This is a genomic window from Microbacterium sp. W4I4, from assembly GCF_030816235.1.
Lineage (GTDB): Bacteria > Actinomycetota > Actinomycetes > Actinomycetales > Microbacteriaceae > Microbacterium.
Genome location: NZ_JAUSXT010000001.1, coordinates 1,850,126 through 1,867,928 on the forward strand (window position 1 = coordinate 1,850,126; position 17,803 = coordinate 1,867,928).

9 protein-coding genes and 2 pseudogenes are annotated in these 17,803 nt (G+C 69.1%); 10 read left to right on the top strand and 1 reads right to left on the bottom strand.

Translation table 11 applies throughout. The features are described 5' to 3' along the window. Positions 1–21 precede the first annotated feature (21 nt). The 9 genes and pseudogenes from QF046_RS18295 to QF046_RS08840 form a co-directional block, all read left to right on the top strand. Positions 22–2,541: pseudogene (locus QF046_RS18295) on the top strand (SGNH/GDSL hydrolase family protein); the annotation flags it as partial. A gap of 981 nt (positions 2,542–3,522) precedes the next feature. Beyond that, positions 3,523–5,439 (top strand): annotated as a pseudogene (locus QF046_RS18300) (rhamnogalacturonan lyase); the annotation flags it as partial. A gap of 1,048 nt (positions 5,440–6,487) precedes the next feature. After that, positions 6,488–7,519, top strand: a complete 1,032-nt coding sequence (locus QF046_RS08810) for an autoinducer 2 ABC transporter substrate-binding protein (RefSeq protein WP_307368631.1) — start codon at positions 6,488–6,490, stop codon at positions 7,517–7,519. A 76-nt stretch (positions 7,520–7,595) separates the two neighbouring features. Then, on the top strand, positions 7,596–9,137 hold the full coding sequence (locus QF046_RS08815; RefSeq protein ID WP_307368634.1) for a sugar ABC transporter ATP-binding protein: 1,542 nt from the start codon (positions 7,596–7,598) through the stop codon (positions 9,135–9,137). Beyond that, on the top strand, positions 9,134–10,153 hold the full coding sequence (locus QF046_RS08820; protein WP_307368638.1) for an ABC transporter permease: 1,020 nt from the start codon (positions 9,134–9,136) through the stop codon (positions 10,151–10,153). Before QF046_RS08815 ends, QF046_RS08820 begins: the two co-directional genes overlap by 4 nt. Then, positions 10,150–11,253 (top strand): ABC transporter permease, encoded by a 1,104-nt coding sequence (locus tag QF046_RS08825; RefSeq protein WP_307368641.1) that lies wholly within the window; start codon positions 10,150–10,152, stop codon positions 11,251–11,253. The genes QF046_RS08820 and QF046_RS08825 overlap by 4 nt, the downstream gene beginning before the upstream one ends. Before the next feature lie 100 nt (positions 11,254–11,353). Further along, a complete protein-coding gene (locus tag QF046_RS08830; protein ID WP_373425755.1) occupies positions 11,354–11,704 on the top strand; it encodes an L-rhamnose mutarotase in 351 nt (116 codons plus the stop codon). Next, on the top strand, positions 11,701–12,864 hold the full coding sequence (gene rhaI / locus QF046_RS08835; RefSeq protein WP_307368647.1) for an L-rhamnose isomerase: 1,164 nt from the start codon (positions 11,701–11,703) through the stop codon (positions 12,862–12,864). Before QF046_RS08830 ends, rhaI begins: the two co-directional genes overlap by 4 nt. 92 nt (positions 12,865–12,956) lie before the next feature. Next, the gene (locus tag QF046_RS08840) at positions 12,957–14,612 is read left to right on the top strand and encodes a DapH/DapD/GlmU-related protein (RefSeq protein WP_307368651.1); all 1,656 of its coding nucleotides are present in this window, start codon (positions 12,957–12,959) and stop codon (positions 14,610–14,612) included. Between the two features lie 9 nt (positions 14,613–14,621). On the opposite strand, the gene QF046_RS08845 is transcribed toward QF046_RS08840, so the two are convergent. Beyond that, complete coding sequence (locus QF046_RS08845; RefSeq protein ID WP_307368653.1) at positions 14,622–15,608, bottom strand: aldo/keto reductase; 987 nt, start codon at positions 15,606–15,608, stop codon at positions 14,622–14,624. Positions 15,609–15,704: 96 nt separating this feature from the next. Between QF046_RS08845 and QF046_RS08850 the strand changes: the two genes are divergently transcribed. Further along, a complete protein-coding gene (locus QF046_RS08850) occupies positions 15,705–17,762 on the top strand; it encodes a bifunctional aldolase/short-chain dehydrogenase (RefSeq protein ID WP_307368656.1) in 2,058 nt (685 codons plus the stop codon). The last annotated feature ends 41 nt before the right edge of the window (positions 17,763–17,803 follow it).

Sequence of the window (17,803 nt, forward strand, 5' to 3'; positions counted from 1 at the left end):
AGCGACGCCCAAGGAGGAATCGTGGATCATCCCACCCGTTCTGCAGGATCGTTCTTCGCACGACGCACCCGAAGCACCCTCGCGGTCGCGACGACGGCCGCTCTCATCGGCGCAGTCCTCACCGCATCGCCCGCCGCCGCCGCGCTCGCCCCTGCCGATGACGGCAGTTGGCGCTTCGACTTCGGCACCTCGACCAGCCCCGTGGCCGAGGGATACCAGCAGGTGCTCACCACCTCGCTGTACACCGCCGAGTCGGGCTGGGGGGTGACCGTCGCAGACGGCGTCGCACTGTTCGACCGCAATCGCACCGGCAACCGCACCCCGGCAGAGCCGGTGGCCGAGGACTTCGTCGCGGGCACCGACTGGGGCTTCCTGCTCGATGCCGTGCCCGCCGGCGAGTACGACGTCACCGTGTCGATCGGCGACGCGCTCGCCGGCACCTCGGGCACGAACGCGACCGTGGCGCTCGAAGGCGTCGCGCAGACTCGACTGACCACCGAGAAGGGCGGCACGACCACGCAGACGTTCCGGACCGCAGTCGAGGACGGCCAGCTCACCGCCGGATTCACCGGCAGCGGGCTGGGCGCCTATGTCAACGGGCTCGTCGTCACTCCGGTCGTGCCGGCGACCCCCGCCGACCTCACCGTGACCCGCGTGGCATGGGACTCCGTCGACCTGAGTTGGGGCGCCGGGGACGGCGCTAGCTCCTACCGAGTGCTGCGCGCGGACGTCGTCGGTGACGTCGTCGGAGAGTTCAAGCAGATCGTCGAGACAGACAAGACCTCGTTCACCGACTCCGACGTGACCGAAGGCGACTCCTTCGCGTACACGGTGCAGGCGGTGAGCCCGTACGGAGCCGTCTCGGCGCCCACGGATGGCGTTCGCAGCGGGGTCATCCCCGCACTGGCCGTCCCCGCGGCGCCGACCGGTCTCACCGTGACGAAGGTGACGAAGACCGACATCTCGCTCAGCTGGTCGGCGGCCGTCAACGCCGCCGAGTACGTGCTGGAACGAGCCGGCGACGACGGCGTGTTCACGCCCATCGCGACCACGACCGACCTCGTGCACGTCGACGTCGTCGACACCACCCGCGCGTGGTCGTACCGAGTCACGGCGCGCAACACGGCCGGCTCGTCGGCGGCATCCGACCCCGTCGTCTCCCCGGTCTACACCGCGCCCGCGCCGCTGCCCACTGGCGATCGGGTCGTGTTCGACTTCGGCCCCGGTGCCGTCGCCGACGGCGCTCTCGCCGTCACCTCCACCACCGCCTACTCCGACGAGTGGGGCTACGGCTTCAGCACCGCACCCACCGCGGAGTCTCCGGACGTGGACCGCGGCGGAGACGATCCGCTGCGCGATGACCACGTGGCAGCCCAGGGCGGCATCTTCGAGGTGCAGCTCGGCGCCGGGGACTACACCGTGCAGCTGATCGCCGGCGACCGCACGACCGCGAGCGACATCGCCATCACCGCCGAGGGCATGGCGAAGGTGCAGGCGACCGCGAAGCCCGCCGGCGAGTACCTCGAGATGGCGTTCCCGATCGCCCTGGTCGACGGCCGGCTGACCTTCCAGGTCAGCGGTGACGCCGCGGCGCTCGATGCGCTGACCATCATCCGGCAGCCGAAGCGGCTCGCCGGGGCGATCCCCACGGCATACATCGCCGGGGACTCGACCGTCCAGACCTATGACGGCTCGGCATACGCTCCGCAGGCGGGCTGGGGCCAGATGATCGACCGGTTCTTCGCCGACGACATCGCCTTCGCCAACCATGCGATCGGCGGACGGAGCTCGAAGAACTTCATCAGCCAGGGTCGACTCGACGACATCCTTCGCGGCATCCGCCCCGGCGACTACCTGTTCACCCAGTTCGGCCACAACGACGCGACCCAGGGCGTCGACGACCGCTACGCCAGCCCCGCTGACTACAAGGAGTACCTCCGCACCTACGTGCAGGGGGCTCGCCAGCGTGGCGCCACACCCGTGCTGGTCACCCCGGTCTCGCGGCGCAGCTTCAACGCCGACACCGGGCTGTTCAACGTGAGCTTCCCCGAGTACGTCGACAAGATGAAGGAGCTCGCCGCCGAGGAGAACGTGCTGCTCGTCGACCTGTCGGCATCCAGCCGTGCGTACCTCGACCAGATCGGGCCGGAGGCCGCGAAGGCCGTGTTCCTGTGGGTCGACCCTGGCATCTTCCCGAACCGCCCCTCGGGCACCCAGGACGACACGCACTTCCAGGAGTACGGCGCCATCCAGATTGCCCGACTGATCGCGCAGGACGTCGTGGACCTCGATGACCCGCTGGCCGCGAAGGTCATCGACATCGACCCGCCCGCCGAGGTTCCCTCCGCGCCACAGCATCTCGTCGCGGGCTCCATCTCGAACGCCGGGGCCGTGCTGCAGTGGCAGGCCTCGCCCGGCGCCGACATCTACCGCATCGAGCGTCAGGCCGTGGCCGACCCCGACCCGCAGTGGGCGCTGGTGACCACGACGACGCAGAACTCCGCCATCGTGCAGGGGCTGGCCGAGGGCACCGGATACCGCTATCGCGTCATCGCGGTGAACGGCCGCGGCGACTCGGAGCCCTCGGAGGTGGTGACGTTCACCACCAAGCAAGCGAGGTGGAAGTTCGACTTCCAGCTGGCCGGCAACCCGCTGATGGCCGGCTACACCGAGGTCAACCCCGATGCCGGGTACAGCGCCGAGGCCGGGTTCGGCTTCGCGACCCCGCTGCCCGCCAACGCCGGCCGTGACCGCGGCGCCGCCGACGGATCGAACGACCTGTTGCGCGACTTCGTGCTGCCGGGTGATTCCAGCGAGTTCCTGCTCGATGTGCCGAACGGCACCTACTCGGTGAAAACCTACTCGGGCGACTGGATCGGCTCCACGCGCACGAACTTCGACCTCGAAGGTCGCGCCTTCGGCAGCGGCAACGCCGGCAAGGGCTCCGTCAACGAGTCCGTGCGCGGTCCGGTGCTGGTCGCCGATGGACAGCTGACCGTGCGCGCCTACGGCGCGGCAGCCGGCACCCGTCTGAACGGCCTGGAGATCACGCCGATCCTGCTGGGACCGATCGGCCTGCAAGTGACGGATGTCAACGCCGACCCGGCCGCGCCCGCAGTCCAGCTGGACTGGACGAGCGACGCGGACGTGACCTGGAACGTGTACCGCACCTCGGAGTTCGACAAGAAGGCGACCAGGGTCGGCGAGACGACCACGGCATCCTTCACGGACACCACGGCCCGGATCGGGCTGGACTACTCGTACCACGTCACCGCAGTCGACCAGACCGGGCTGGAGTCGGTGCCGTCGGCATCCGTCGACGTGTCCTTCGTCGACCCCGACGTGACCACCCCGGGTGCGCCGACCGGCCTGGCCGTCGATCGCCTCGACAAGCGCGAGGTGGAGATCTCATGGGCGCAGCCGAGCACCGCGCTGTACGCGATGGTGTTCCGCTCCGAGATCGCCGGCGAGCGCGGCGAGCTGGTCGGATTCACGGCCACCAACCGCTTCACCGACACCGACGTGCTCACCACGATCCCGTACCACTACACGGTGGTGGGGGTGAACGCGGGCGGTGCGGGCACGGCATCCGCGCAGCTGACGACGGATGCCGCCACCGTGCTGCAGCGCCAGGCCGAATACCTCGACCGGGCTCCCGTCGCCGTGCGAACCGATGACGGCAACCTGGTGTCGTGGCGGATGCTGGGCACCGACCCCGACGAGGTCGCCTTCCACGTCTATCGCGACGGGAAGCGCATCACCGACGAGCCGATCACGGACTCGACGAACTACCTCGACAAGGCCGGGTCGGCGGATGCGACGTACTTCGTCACGAAGGTGCTGGGCGAGGTCGAGACCACCGAGACCGACGAGTTCGGCGTGCGGGACGGCGACTACCTCTCGGTGCCGCTGGATCGCCCCGCCGACGCGTACACGAAGGACGGCCAGCCCTACTCGTACCGGGCCAACGACACGAGCGTCGGCGATGTGGACGGCGACGGCCAGTACGAGCTGATCGTGAAGTGGGACCCCACGAACTCCAAGGACAACTCCCAGGCCGGTTACACCGGCAACGTCTACCTCGACGCCTACCGGCTCGACGGCACGCGTCTGTGGCGCATCGACATGGGCGTCAACATCCGGGCCGGCGCGCACTACACGCAGTTCCAGGTGTTCGACTACGACGGCGACGGGCGTGCCGAGGTCATGGCCAAGACCGCCGACGGCACGATCGACGGCGCAGGCCAGCCGATCGGCAACGCCGGCGCCGACCACCGGAACAGCTCGGGCTACGTGCTGACCGGACCGGAGTACCTCACGGTCTTCGACGGCGCGACGGGCACGGCTGTCGACACGATCGACTACACGCCGCCGCGCGGTGACGTCGGTGCGTGGGGCGACACCTACGGCAACCGGGTCGACCGGTTCCTCGCGGCGACCGCCTACCTGGACGGCGAGCACCCGTCCGCGATCTTCAGCCGCGGCTACTACACCCGCGCGGTGATGGCCGCGTACGACTTCGACGGTGCCGAGCTGCATGAGCGCTGGGTGCTCGATTCGAACGACCCCGGCAACGAGGGCTTCTACAGCATGGGCAACCACAACCTGTCGGTGGCGGATGTCGACGGCGATCAGAAGGACGAGATCGTGTTCGGCTCGGCCACGGTCGATGACGACGGCACGCTGCTGTACTCGACGGGTCTCGGTCATGGCGATGCGCTGCACGTCTCGGACCTGGTCCCGTCGCGTCCCGGCCTGGAGGTGTTCGCGGCCCACGAGGACATGGGCAACTCGGAGAACCGGGGAGCGACCATGCGCGATGCGCGCACCGGCGAGGTGCTCTGGTCGATCCCGGCGCTCAAGGACACCGGCCGCGCCGCCGCCGGCGACATCGACCCGCGATACGAGGGCGCCGAGGGCTGGGCGATCGGCGGAGACGCCGCCTGGGACTCTCCCGTCGGCCAGCTGACGTCCTCGACCGGCGAGCTCATCGCCGAGAAGATCCCGGCGGCCAACTTCCTGGCCTGGTTCGACGGTGACCCGCTGCGCGAGATCGTCGACCACGACTGGAACGCCGACACGTCGCAGGGCGTGCCGACGATCTCGAAGTGGAACTGGGACACCGAGTCGGAGGATGTGCTCCTGAAGGCCGACGGCGCCCAGTCGAACAACGGCACCAAGGGCACGCCGAACCTGCAGGCCGACCTGTTCGGCGACTGGCGGGAGGAGATCGCCTGGCGCTCAGACGACTCGAGCGAACTGCGCATCTACTCCACGACGGATGCCACCGAGCTGCGTCTGCGCACGCTGATGCACGACCCCGTGTACCGACTGTCCGTCGCATGGCAGAACACCGGCTACAACCAGCCGCCGCAGACCAGCTTCTTCCTGGGCGACGGGATGCAGCAGCCTGCGGCCCCGCGGATCGCGGTGACCGGAGACCCGACCGGGGCTTCGGACACCACCGCTCCCGTGCTCGCCGGCCTGCCGGCCGAGGGCAGCCTGCTGGCCAGCACGTCCGACCTCACGGTCGATGTGACGGCATCCGACCCCGAGTCGGGGGTGCGCAACCTGGACATCGCGTTCGATGGCGAGCCGGTCTCAGCCGGTCAGGTCATCGATCTCGACGGCCTGGCGGGTCCGCACACCCTCACAGTGAACGCGGTCAACCACGACGGTCTCGTGACCAGGGCATCCGTCTCGGTGTTGGTGTACGACGACGAGGGCACGAGCAGCAAGCCCGGACGCGGCGCGCTCTCGACCGACTCCGGGTGGGACACCGGTCTGCACGACGGCGACCACACGGTGTCGATGAACCTGTGGAGCGGGACCAACGGCGCGGTGTTCCGTCTGTACGAGAACGGCGAGCTCATCGCCACGAAGCTGCTCGATGCGAATTCGCCCCAGGCGCAGCTGACCACCGTCGCAGTGAGCGGCAAGTCGAACGGCACGTACGTGTACACCGGCGAGCTGATCAACGCGAACGGCTCGACGGCCACGACATCCGTCTCGGTCACCGTGAAGGATGCCGCCCCCGGCGTCCCCGTCGTCAGTCATGACAACCGGGACAAGGACGGCAGCTACACGGTGACGGCCGATCTGTGGTGGGGAACCAACGCCACCTCCTACCGGCTGTACGAGAACGGCACGCTGATCGACGAGCAGTCGCTCACCGCGGCGACGCCGAAGGCGCAGCAGGCGAGCACCGCGATCACCGGGCGCGCACCCGGCACGTACGAGTACGTCGCCGAGTTCATCAATGCAGCCGGTTCCACGAAGTCGAAGCCGGTGAAGGTGACGGTGCGCTGAGCCGTCGCCTGGACGGAGAGGCCTCGGCGGGCCGATGCTCGTGGGCGCCTCTCCCTCCAGGTGGCCCGGACCTCCGGGTGCGCCGCAATCGCGGCATGAATCGTTACAACATCTTTATGTGGTCCGGAATACCATGGGGCTGAACCGGCCCCGCCGGTTTCGCCAACAAGGAGGTTGCATGAAGTTCATCGGAAAGATCCTCGCCGTCACCGCGGTGGCCGCACTCGCCACCACCGCCCTCGCGGGCTGCACGCAGCGCGGGAGCACGGATGGCGCATCCGAAGGGCCGGGCACCTCGAACAAGGAGGTCTCCGTCGCCTTCGTCCCCAAGCTGCAGGGCATCCCGTACTTCGAGGCCATGAACACCGGCGGACAGGCCGCAGCGAAGGACCTGGGCCTGAAGTGGCTCTACCAGGGTCCGACCTCGGCCGATGCCGCAGCGCAGGCCGACATCGTCCGCTCGTACATCCAGCAGAAGGTCGACGTGCTGTTCGTCGCTCCCAACGATCCGAACTCGATGGCGCCGGTGCTGCAGCAGGCCAAGGATGCCGGCATCCGTGTCGCCACCGCCGACACCGACGCGCCGGACTCCGTCCGCGAGCTGTTCGTCAACCAGGCCTCCACAGAGGGCATCGGCGAGACCCTGACGGATCAGCTCATGACAGCCATGGGAGGCAAGGGCAAGTACGCCATCGTCTCCTGCGGCGAGACGGCCGAGAACCTCAACTCGTGGATCGCCGTGCAGAAGAAGTACACGGCAGAGAAGTATCCGGATGCCGAGATCGTCGACATCGTCTACGCGGGCGAGGACCAGGCCAAGGCGACCCAGATGGCCACCGACCTGATGAACGCCCACCCCGACCTGACCGGACTCGTCGGCGAGTGCACCTCCAGCGCTCCCGGTGTCGCCCAGGCCGTCGCGGACGCCGGCAAGATCGGCAAGGTCTTCACCGTCGGACTCGGCACGCCGCAGGCGATGAAGCCGTACCTCGACGCGGGCTCCTCCAGCGCATCCGTGCTGTGGGACGTCGAGGCGCTCGGATACCTCACCGCCTGGGCCGGCCAGCAGCTGGCCGAGGGCAAGGAGATCCCCGCCGAGCCCGATGTGAAGGCCGCTCCGGACGCGAGCTACGACGCCGGCACGAAGGTGCTGCTGCTCGGACCGCCGCTGGTCATCACGAAGGACAACGCAGGAGACTTCTCCTACTGACGGTCCGCCCGCGTGCGCCGCACCACCCCGGTGCGGCGCACGCGTCGACCCCCGAGACCGACGCAGGAGAGTGGCGATGGTGCAGCCCCGACTCGAGATGAGTGGAATATCCAAGCGGTACGGCGGCGTGCGGGCGATCCGCGGGGCCGACCTCGAGGTCCCTCCCGGATCCGTTCACGCCCTGGTCGGCGAGAACGGTGCGGGCAAATCCACCCTGATCAAGATCCTCGCCGGTGCGGAGCAGGCCGACACCGGCACGATCCGCATCGACGGCGCCCCGGTGCACATCGACAGCACGGGTGACGCGATCGCCCTCGGCATCCAGACCGTGTACCAGGAGCCGCACCTGTTCCAGGATCTGTCGGTGGCCGAGAACTTCTTCGTCGGGCGGGAGATCACCCGCGGTCCGATGATCGACTGGCGCGCGCAGGCCCCGCGCATGCTCGAGCTGCTCGACGTCGTAGGCCTGAACCGCGCCGTCGCCTCGCAGCCCGTGCGCTACCTGTCGATCGCCCAGCAGCAGCAGGTGTCGATCGCCAAGGCGCTGCTGGAGGACGCCAGGATACTCATCCTCGACGAGCCCAGCGCGATCCTCACGCAGAGCGAGATCGACGTGCTGTTCGGCGTCGTCCGACGGCTGGCATCCGACGGCGTCTCCATCATCTACATCTCGCACCGCCTCGATGAGCTGTTCCAGATCGCCGACACCGTCACGATCATGCGCGACGGCAGCACCGTCTCCACCGACCCGATCGGCGAGCTGACCGTGCGCGACATCGCGGAGCGGATGGTCGGCGGTGAACTGTCCAGCGGCGTCCGCTCCCCCGGGCCCATCGGCGAGACCATGCTCTCGCTGGAAGGGCTCACCCTCGACGGCGCATTCGCCGACGTGACCTTCGAGGTGCGCCGCAACGAGATCGTGGGACTCTACGGTCTGGTCGGCGCCGGCGCCGCCGAAGTGGGCGACGTGGTCTACGGGATGCGACGACCCGACTCGGGCACGATGCGCGTCGTCGGCAGTGCGCACACGGTCCGCAGCCCGCGGCAGGCCAAACGCCGCGGCGTGCGGATGCTGCCGGCCGACCGCTCCAGCCAGGGGACGTTCTCGTTCCAGTCGATCGCGTTCAACATCACCATCGGCTCCCTGAACCTGCTCTCCGACATCCCCGGCTGGATCAGCCGACGCCGCGAGCGTCGCACCGCGCAGGACCTCATCGACCGGCTGGCCGTGAAGACTCCCAGCTCCCGTCAGCCCGTGCGCGCCATGTCCGGCGGCAATGCGCAGAAAGTGGTTCTCGCCCGTCAGCTCGTCGAGCGCCCCGATCTGCTGGTGCTCGCCGAGCCCACCCAGGGCGTCGACGTCGGTGCGAAGGAGGAGATCCATCAGATCGTCTCCGCCCTGGCGGATGCCGGCACCGCCGTGCTCATGATCACGACCGACCTCGCCGAGGTGCTGCGCGTCTCGGATCGGATCATCGTCTTCCGCGGCGGCCGCGTGGTCGCCGAGCTGCCGCCGACGGCGACGCAGAGCGATGTACTGGCGCTCGCCGCCGGCCACGAGGGATCGCCCACACGCCAGCCCGAGAACTCCGATCAGGAAGGCGGTGCGAGCGCATGACCTCGCAGCTCGAACAGCGGACGGCGACCGTCTCGCTCAAGCGCATTCTTCCTCCGGTGATCACCGGCCAGGAGATCGTGCTGGTCGCGGTGATCGCCGTGCTGTGGGTGCTGCTGGGCTTCTTCACGCCCTCGTTCCTCTCCCCCGGCTCCATCGGACCGCTCCTGGTCGCCGTCGCCCCCGTCGCGCTGATCGGCATCGGCATGACGTTCATCATCATCACCGGCGGCATCGACGTATCGGTCGCCGGCATGACGATGGTCTGCGCCGTCGTCACGGCACGGCTGCTGGTCTCCTTCGACATCCCGCTCGTCCTGGCCGTTCTGGTGTCGATGGTGGTGGGCGCCGCGCTCGGCTCGCTCAACGGGTTCCTCGTGGCGTACGCCCGGGTGCATCCGATCATCATCACGTTCGGCACGTGGAACCTGTTCCTGTTCCTCGGATACCGCGTGTTCGACTCGTCGACGGTCAACGGCATCCCCGACACCTTCGACGTCTTCGGCAAGGGAGCCGCGGGCAGCACGCTGGGTGTGCCGAACGCCTTCGCGATCGTCGTCGTGCTCGTCGTCGCCGCCTGGTGGTTCCTGCGATACACGCGCGTCGGCCGCAATCTCTACGCGATCGGCGGCAACGCCGAAGCCGCGCGCCTCACCGGCATCTCCGTCCAGCCGAGACTCGTGTGGGTCTACGGCATCACCGGTCTGCTCGTGGGCCTGGCGGCCTGCATCACGATCGCCTCGGGCACGTCCTCACTGGATCAGTCGGTGGGCAACGGGCGGGAGCTGGAGGTGATCGCCGCCGTGGTCATCGGCGGAACCTCCATCATGGGCGGGCGGGGCTCGGTCGTCGGCACCCTGCTGGGAGCGCTGCTCGTGCAGACCGTGGCGGTGGGCGTGACGCAGCTGGGCTGGCCCTCGCAGCTCTCCCGGCTCTTCGTCGGCGCGTTCATCATCATCGCGGTCGGCACCGACCTGGTGCGAGAACACGCACGTCGCAAGGCGGGGAGGAAGTCATGAGCGCTGCCGCACAGTCCACCGGGCTCGGTGCACGGCTGCGCACCTGGTTCACCGATGGAGGTCTGAGCGATCGACGCAGCGTGCTCGTCGTGCTGCTGCTGGTCCTGCTCATCGCCATGACGATCCTCGACGGCGCGGGAGCCACGTCGGCCTCGTTCAACTCCGACTATCTCGCATCCGCGCTGATCAACCTGGTGCCGCTGGCGCTGCTGGCGATCGCCGAGCTGTTCGTGATCACCACGGGCAACGGCAGCATCGACCTGTCGGTGGGCTCGATGGTGTCTCTGGTGGGAATGGTCTTCGGCATCCTCTACGGCGTCGCCGAGTGGAGCTTCCTCGGCGCCGCCACGGCGGCTCTTCTCCTGGGCGCGCTGCTCGGAGCGGTCAACGGGGTGCTGACCGCCTATTTCGGCTACCCCGCCCTGATCACCACCCTCGCGACCTACTACGCCTTCGCATCCATCGCCCTGGTCATCACCAATGCCTCGCCCGTCTCGGGCGGCCGCATCCAGGGCCTGTACAGCGCAGCGCAGTCCATCGAGCTGCCGCTGATCGGCGCCTACCTGCCACTGGTGCCGCTGGGCGTGTTCACATTCCTGCTGCCGGTGGTCGTGATCGCCTGGATCGTGCTGAACCGCACCACCTATGGACGGGCACTGTACGCGGTCGGCACGAACGAGACCGCCGCGCGCTGGGCGGGCATCGACACCCGCCGCACGCAGTTGATGGCGTTCGTCGCGTCCGGCGTGATCAGCGGACTGGTCGCGATCTACACCGTGGCACAGTTCGCCTCGGCCAGACCGGATGCCGGGACGAGCGGGGCCGGCATGGCGCTGCCCGCGATCACCATCGCGGTCCTGGGCGGCGTGGCGATCACCGGTGGAGTGGGCCGGATCGGCGGCGTGGTGCTGGCGGCACTGCTGATCGTCTGGACGAATGCCTCGATCCTCATCGTCGTGCCAGGCAACACCGGCACACAGCTGCAGTTCCTGGCGCTCGCGGTCGTGCTGATCGGCGCCTCGCTCGTGGATGCGCGCAGCAACCGTCCGCGGCGGCAGAGACGCGAGACGACCGCATCTCGTACGGCGACGGTGTCCTGACCCGATCACGGCGGATCGCAGAGACGCGGCTCTTGCATCCGCCGGATCGAGCCGATAGTCTCTGAAACGATTCATAACTCCGGAAGGAACCACGATGACCGTGACCCGCATCGCCTTCGAGCTGCAGGTGCGCCCCGAGCTGCTCGATGAGTACCTCGCCCGGCACTCGCCGGTCCGGCCCGAGATGCTCGCCGAGATCGCCGCGTCCGGCCGGCGCAACTACTCGCTGTTCCTCGCCGAGGGCGGGCGCCTGATCGGCTACTACGAGACCGATGACGATGCCGCCGCACAGGCCTACCTCGCCGCATCCGAGATCGCCGGCCGCTGGGAGGCCGAGATGGGCCGCTTCTTCGTCGGCCTCGAAGGTCGCCCCGATCAGGCGGCCACGCCGCTCACCGAAGTCTTCAACCTCGAAACACAGCTGGCTGCAGCAGAAAGCACCGAATCATGAGCATCCTCACCCCTGACATCCTGACCGAGCTCGAGAAGCAGTCGATCGAACTGCCCTCGTGGGCGTTCGGCAACTCCGGCACCCGGTTCCGCGTGTTCGGCACGCCTGGCACGCCGCGCGACCCCTTCGAGAAGATCTCCGATGCCGCGCAGGTTCACAAGTACACCGCACTCGCCCCGGCCGTGGCGCTGCACATCCCGTGGGACATGAGCGACTTCGGCGATCTGCGCAAGCACGCCGAGGACCTCGGCGTGCAGCTCGGCACGGTCAACTCGAACACGTTCCAGGACGAGGACTACAAGTTCGGCGCGCTGACGCATGAGGACGCCGCGGTGCGCCGCAAGGCGATCGATCATCACCTCGAGTGCATCGAGGTGATGGATGCCACCGGCAGCCGCGACCTGAAGATCTGGCTCGCCGAGGGCTCGAACTACCCCGGCCAGGCCGATATGCGCGCCCGTCAGGACCGCCTCCACGACTCGCTGTCGACCATCTACGCGGGGCTCGGCGACGAGCAGCGCCTGGTGCTGGAGTACAAGTTCTTCGAGCCGTCGTTCTACCACACCGATGTTCCGGATTGGGGAACCAGCTACGCGCAGGTGGCGGCGCTGGGCGACAAGGCCATGGTGTGCCTGGACACCGGCCACCACGCCCCAGGCACCAACATCGAGTTCATCGTCATGCAGCTGCTGCGACTGGGCAAGCTCGGCTCGTTCGACTTCAACTCGCGCTTCTACGCCGACGACGACCTGATCGTGGGCGCCGCCGATCCGTTCCAGCTGTTCCGCATCCTGTTCGAGGTCGTCCGCGGCGGCGGCCTGAACAACCCCGACGTGGCCTTCATGCTCGACCAGTGCCACAACATCGAGGACAAGATCCCCGGTCAGATCCGCTCGGTGCTGAACGTGCAGGAGATGACGGCTCGGGCACTGCTCGTGGATCGCGACGCGCTGGCCAAGGCGCAGTCCGCCAACGACGTGCTGGCCGCCAATGCTGTGTTCATGGACGCGTTCTACACCGACGTGCGCCCGGCTCTGGCCGAGTGGCGCGAGTCGCGGGGCCTTCCCGCAGATCCGATGGCCGCGTTCGCGGCATCCGGCTACCTGTCCCAGATCGCCGCCGACCGCGTCGGCGGCACCCAGGCCGGCTGGGGCGCCTGACCACCCGCCCGTCTATATGGCGCAAATCGCCCCGTTTCGCAGGTTTCGAGGGCCGTTTGCGCCATATAGACGGGCTCTGCAGGAGGAGCGGAATGGACGAGGAGCTGCACGCGGCATCCGACGCGCCGCGTCGGGTCGACTTCCTGCCCTGGGAGTACGACCCGGCGTCGGCCGAGGGGGCACTGCAGGCCGATCGACAGCGCGCACTGACCGGTGCGACCATCGGCCAAGGCGTGATGATCGCCTCGACCGCGGCGGTCTTCTGCGACAGCCTGAGCATCGGCGACCGCAGCTACGTCGCCGCCCTCGCGTATCTGACCGGCGATCTCACGATCGGCGCGGACTGCTCCGTGAACCCGTTCGCGGTCGTGCGCGGTGACGTGGTGATGGGCGACGGCGTGCGGATCGGAGCGCACACCTCGATCCTCGGATTCAACCATCGGATGTCGATCGAGTCGCCCGTGTTCACGCAGGAGACCTGGAGCAGGGGCATCAGGATCGGCGACGACGTCTGGATCGGCTCGGGCGTCACGATCCTCGATGGGCTGACCGTGGGCGACCATGTCGTGATCGGCGCCGGATCGGTCGTCACGAAGGACGTGCCCGACTGGGCGGTCGTCGCCGGAAACCCCGCCCGACTCATCCGCGATCGTCGCGTGGACGCCTCCGGCGACGCCGACCTGCGCGCAGCCCTGAGCGCGTTCGGCGACACCGCGCGCGCTCAGGCCGCGGCAGTACTGGCCAGGTGCGTCGAGGACGGCGGGTTCGTCGACCGTCCCTCGGCTCTCGCCGAGACGGATGCCGCGGACGTGCGCCCCTGGTGCGATGCGATCGAGATCGCCGACCTCCTGCTCGGCGGCCCGCCGCCCGGGTTCGAGACCGCCGATCTCCTGCAGCGCCTGACCTCGCTGCAGGATGCCGCGACCGGCCTGTTCTCCCCCGACGGGAGCGAGCCGGATGCCGCGGCCCCGGATTATCACGTGCTGTGCGTCGGCTACGCGATCCATCTGCTGGGTGGCGCGCTGCCGCATCCGATCCACGCCGTGCACTCCCTGACCGGCGGCGCAGTGACCTCAGCGCTCGCGGGGCGCGAATGGCGGGGCGGCGCCTGGGGCGACGGCGACGCGGTCGATGTCCTCGCGACGGCCTGCGCACTCACCGTCGCCGATCATGGCGACAGCCTGCCCGATGGCGGCTTCGGTCCGTACTTCGAGATCTTGGGCTGGCTGACCGCGCACGCCGATCCGACCACCGGCATGTGGGGGTCGGTCGATTCCAGCGAGCTGCGCCTGCAGGCCGTGAACGGGTTCTACCGGCTGACCCGCGGCGCGTACGCGCAGTTCGGCGTGCCGCTGCCGCATCCCGAGGCCGCGATCGACACGGTGCTCGCGCACGCCGCCGATCCGCTGCTCGAGACGCCGGAGGGCCTGACGGCCTGCAACATCCTCGACATCATCCACCCGCTGTGGCTCGCCGCCGAGCAGACCGGGCACCGCCGCGGGGAGGGCGCGGCCTGGGCGCGCGGTCAGCTCACCGCGGCGCTGGACCGCTGGGTCGACGGTGCGGGCTTCGCGTTCGCTCCGCTCAGCGTCGGCCCCGACGGCGTTCCCGGCCTGCAGGGCACCGAGATGTGGTGCGCGATCATCTGGCTGCTCGCCGACTATCTGCAGCTCTCGGATGCTGTGGGCTACCGCCCGCGCGGCGTGCACCGTCCCGAGCCGCTGGTCACGCCCGGCCGCCTCGGCTGAGAACGACCGTCACCAGCGGGGGTGCACGGCGGCACGCAGGCGACGGTCGTAGATCTCGCGCACGGATGCGGTGAACTCCGCTCCGAGGTCTGGAATCGACCCGGCGACGGCGTTCGACTCCGCCTGCGCGACGTTGCGTGCGCCGGGGATCACCGCGGAGACGCCGGGGAGCTGCGACACCCAGGCCAGGGCTGCCGCGGCCGGCGCGAGGCCCGCGTTCTCGGCGAGTGCGGAGAACTCCCGGGCGGCTTCGACGCCGTCGTCGTAATCGACGCCCGAGAACGTCTCGCCCTGATCGAACGCCTCGCCGTGGCGGTTGTACGTGCGGTGATCGTTCGCGGCGAAGACGGTGTCGTGCGTGTAGCGGCCGGTGAGCAGTCCGCTCGCGAGCGGCACGCGGGCGATGATGCCGACACCGGCCTCGCGGGCCGCCGGGAGCACCCGGTCGAGGGGCTTCAGGCGGAAGGCGTTGAGGATGATCTGCACGGTCGCGACACCGGGGCGCACGATCGCGGTCAGCGCCTCGTCGACGGTCTCGACGCTCACACCGTAGTTCGCGATCGCCCCTTCGTCGACGAGCGTGTCCAGGGCGTCGAACACGGCGTCGTCGGAGTACACCGCGGTCGGCGGGCAGTGCAGCTGCACGAGGTCGAGGGTGTCCATGCCGAGGTTGCGCCGACTGCGATCGGTCCACGCGCGGAAGTTGTCCAGCACGTAGTTCTCCGGGACCTGATCGACGCGGCGCCCCATCTTGGTGGCGACCGTGAGCTCGGCATCCGGATTGTCCCGACGCCAGGCGCCGATCAGCGACTCGCTGCGTCCGTCGCCGTAGACGTCGGCGGTGTCGAAGAAGGTGGCTCCGGCCGCCGCGCTCGCGTCCAGGACCGCTCGCGCATCGGCTTCGCTCACGTCGCCCCAGTCAGCGCCGAGCTGCCACGTTCCGAGACCGATCAGAGACACGTCGCGGCCGGTGCGGCCCAGGATGCGATGCTGCATGGCCCCAGCCTATGGCGCGGCAGCTCCCGGCCTTGCGCTCGCGCGCTGAGGCCTCTATTCTTGAAACGATTCACACGTTCGATCGACGGAGCTCTCATGACCAACCCCACCGCCGCTGCTCTCCTCGCGCGCTCGAACCGCCTCGGCGCGGATGCGAAGAACACCAACTACGCCGGTGGCAACACGTCCGCCAAGGGCACCGAGACCGACCCGGTCACCGGCGAGCCCGTCGAGCTGCTGTGGGTCAAGGGCTCCGGCGGCGACCTCGGCACGCTCAAGGAGCAGGGGCTCGCGGTGCTGCGCCTGGACCGCATGCGCGCACTCGTCGACGTCTACCCGGGCGTGGACCGCGAGGACGAGATGGTCGCGGCCTTCGACTACTGCCTGCACGGCAAGGGGGGAGCCGCCCCCTCGATCGACACCGCGATGCACGGCCTCGTCGACGCCGCGCACGTGGATCACCTGCATCCCGACTCCGGTATCGCGATCGCGACCGCGGCCGACGGCCCCGAGCTGACCGCGAAGATCTTCGGCGAGAAGGTCGTGTGGGTGCCGTGGCGCCGCCCCGGCTTCCAGCTGGGTCTGGACATCGCCGAGATCAAGGCGCAGCACCCGGATGCCATCGGCTGCATCCTCGGCGGGCACGGCATCACCGCGTGGGGCGAGACGAGCGAGGAGTCCGAGGCGAACTCGCTGTGGATCATCGACACCGCCGCGGAGTACATCGCCGCGAACGGCAAGGGGGCCCCGTTCGGCGGCATCCGTCCCGGCTTCGAGCGCCTTGCGGATGCCGAGCGCCGCACCCGCGCCGCCGCCCTCGCCGCGACGATCCGCGGCATCGCCTCGCACGACAAGCCCATGGTCGGGCACTTCACCGACGCCGACGTGGTGACCGACTTCCTGGCCTCCGAGAAGGCGCCGGAACTCGCCGCCCTCGGCACCAGCTGCCCCGACCACTTCCTGCGCACCAAGGTCAAGCCGCTGATCCTCGACCTGCCGGCGACGGCATCCGTCGACGAGCAGATCGCCCGCCTGCAGGAGCTGCACGCCGAGTACCGCACCGACTACCAGGCGTACTACGACGCGCACGCGACCGCCGACTCTGCTGGTGCCGCGGGCGCGTGGCCCGCGATCCGCGGCGCCGACCCGCTGATCGTCCTCATCCCGGGCGTGGGCATGTTCTCCTACGGCGCGAACAAGCAGACCGCACGCGTGGCCGGCGAGTTCTACGTGAACGCGATCAACGTCATGCGCGGCGCCGAGGCGCTGTCGACCTACGCGCCGATCTCGGATGCCGAGAAGTTCCGCATCGAGTACTGGGCGCTCGAGGAGGCCAAGCTGCAGCGGATGCCGAAGCCGAAGTCGCACCAGGGTCGCATCGCGTTCGTCACGGGTGCGGCATCCGGCATCGGCAAGGCCATCGCCACCCGCCTGGCCGCCGAGGGCGCCTGCGTGGTCGTCGCGGATCTGGATCTGGAGAAGGCGCAGGCCGCGGCCGCCGAGCTCGGCGGCACGGACGTCGCGATCGGCGTGGCCGCGAACGTGGCGGATGCGGATGCTGTGCAGGCCGCGCTGGACGAGGCGGTGCTGGCCTTCGGCGGCGTCGACCTCGTCGTCAACAACGCCGGCCTGTCTCTGTCGCGCCCGCTGCTGGAGACCACCGAGAAGGACTGGGATCTGCAGCACGATGTGATGGCCAAGGGCTCGTTCCTCGTCTCGAAGGCCGCCGCTCGCGTGCTGATCGATCAGAAGCTCGGCGGCGACATCATCTACATCTCCTCGAAGAACTCCGTCTTCGCCGGTCCGAACAACATCGCCTACTCGGCGACCAAGGCCGACCAGGCCCACCAGGTGCGACTGCTGGCCGTGGAACTCGGCGAGTACGGCATCCGCGTCAACGGCATCAACCCCGACGGCGTCGTGCGCGGCTCGGGAATCTTCGCCTCCGGCTGGGGCGCCAACCGCGCCGCGACCTACGGCGTCGCCGAAGAGGACCTCGGCCAGTTCTACGCGAACCGGACGATCCTCAAGCGCGAGGTCGTGCCCGAGAACGTCGCGGATGCCGTCTTCGTCCTCACCGGCCCCGAGCTGTCCCGCACCACCGGCCTGCACATCCCCGTCGACTCCGGCGTGGCCGCAGCGTTCCTGCGATGACCGTCCCCCTCCCGCGGCCGCTCCCCATCCTCCGTCGAGAG